Source organism: Stenotrophomonas maltophilia group sp. Smal13 (assembly GCF_030236855.1).
Lineage (GTDB): Bacteria > Pseudomonadota > Gammaproteobacteria > Xanthomonadales > Xanthomonadaceae > Stenotrophomonas > Stenotrophomonas maltophilia_A.
Genome location: NZ_JASJSQ010000180.1, coordinates 1 through 881, shown reverse-complemented (window position 1 = coordinate 881; position 881 = coordinate 1). Strand labels below are relative to the sequence as shown.

The window sequence follows — 881 nt, the reverse complement described above, 5'->3', positions numbered from 1 at the left end:
CATCCCGGCCCATGCCGTGCCTCACAAGGGCGACGACGAGTACCGCTTCAGCGATGGCGCGGCGATCCGCACCCTGCTGATCGACCCCAAGCTGCGCAAGGCGCTGTCGGTGGGCGTGCTGGTCATCGTTGCCCTCGGCGACGGTTACGCCCTGCTGCCGCGTGCCGCTGCCGAAAAAGTGCGTGAACGCGCCCCGGAGGCGATCATCGTCGACCACGGCCAGCCGGGCTCGACCGCCGAGATCTCCACCGGCAATGCCGAGGACGACGCCTACTACGCGCAGTTCCAGGTGCCGGACGACCTGGTCTGGTAAGCCAAAAAGGGGACGGAGGGGATTAAGCCGCAAATGGCCTGCTCCGGCCCGTCTGCCTTCTGCTCAGCTTGCTGAAGGCCCGCCGGTCATGGCTCGGCGCTACCGTTTACTGCGCGGCGTATCGTCCCCATATCAGGCGACACACCTGCGGAGGATGGCCATGGCCACCGGTTGGGCGGGAGACGGCGCGGTCCAGGACCAGATCGACGCCACCGTCGACGATGCGATCGCCCGCGCGCGGCGCCAGCTGCGCGAGGGTCCTGGTCTGGAACATTGTGAGGAATGCGACGCGCCGATCCCGTTGGCGCGGCGCCAGGCCGTGCCCGGGGTACGGCTGTGCGTGGCGTGCCAGCAGGCGCATGACGACGAAGCGCAGGCGCATGCCGGCTACAACCGGCGTGGCAGCAAGGACAGCCAGTTGAGGTAAAGGTTGTTCGGCAGGGCTTGCAGCCCTGCACCTGCCGAAGCCTTCAAGCCAAGGCAACTTCAACGTCAAAAGCGGGCATTCCGCAGGTAGGCGGGACGGTGTGGGTAGGCAGGACACGCCGTAAAACCCCCTCCGGGGTCC

General features: G+C 67.4%; 2 protein-coding genes. Both read left to right on the top strand.

Annotated features, from left to right (window positions below):
- Nucleotides 1-313, top strand: a 313-nt coding sequence (locus QRO95_RS25260; RefSeq protein ID WP_285303758.1) for a DUF2058 family protein, incomplete at its 5' end; no start/stop codon positions are given.
- A gap of 160 nt (nucleotides 314-473) precedes the next feature.
- Nucleotides 474-740: a DksA/TraR family C4-type zinc finger protein gene (locus tag QRO95_RS25255; RefSeq protein ID WP_032129365.1), complete on the top strand. Its 267-nt coding sequence runs from the start codon at nucleotides 474-476 to the stop codon at nucleotides 738-740.
- The last annotated feature ends 141 nt before the right edge of the window (nucleotides 741-881 follow it).

Coding starts and splice junctions, on each gene's coding strand:
- QRO95_RS25255 (WP_032129365.1), top strand. CDS start 474: ATGGCCACCGGTTGGGCGGGAGACGGCGCGGTCCAGGACCAGATCGAC.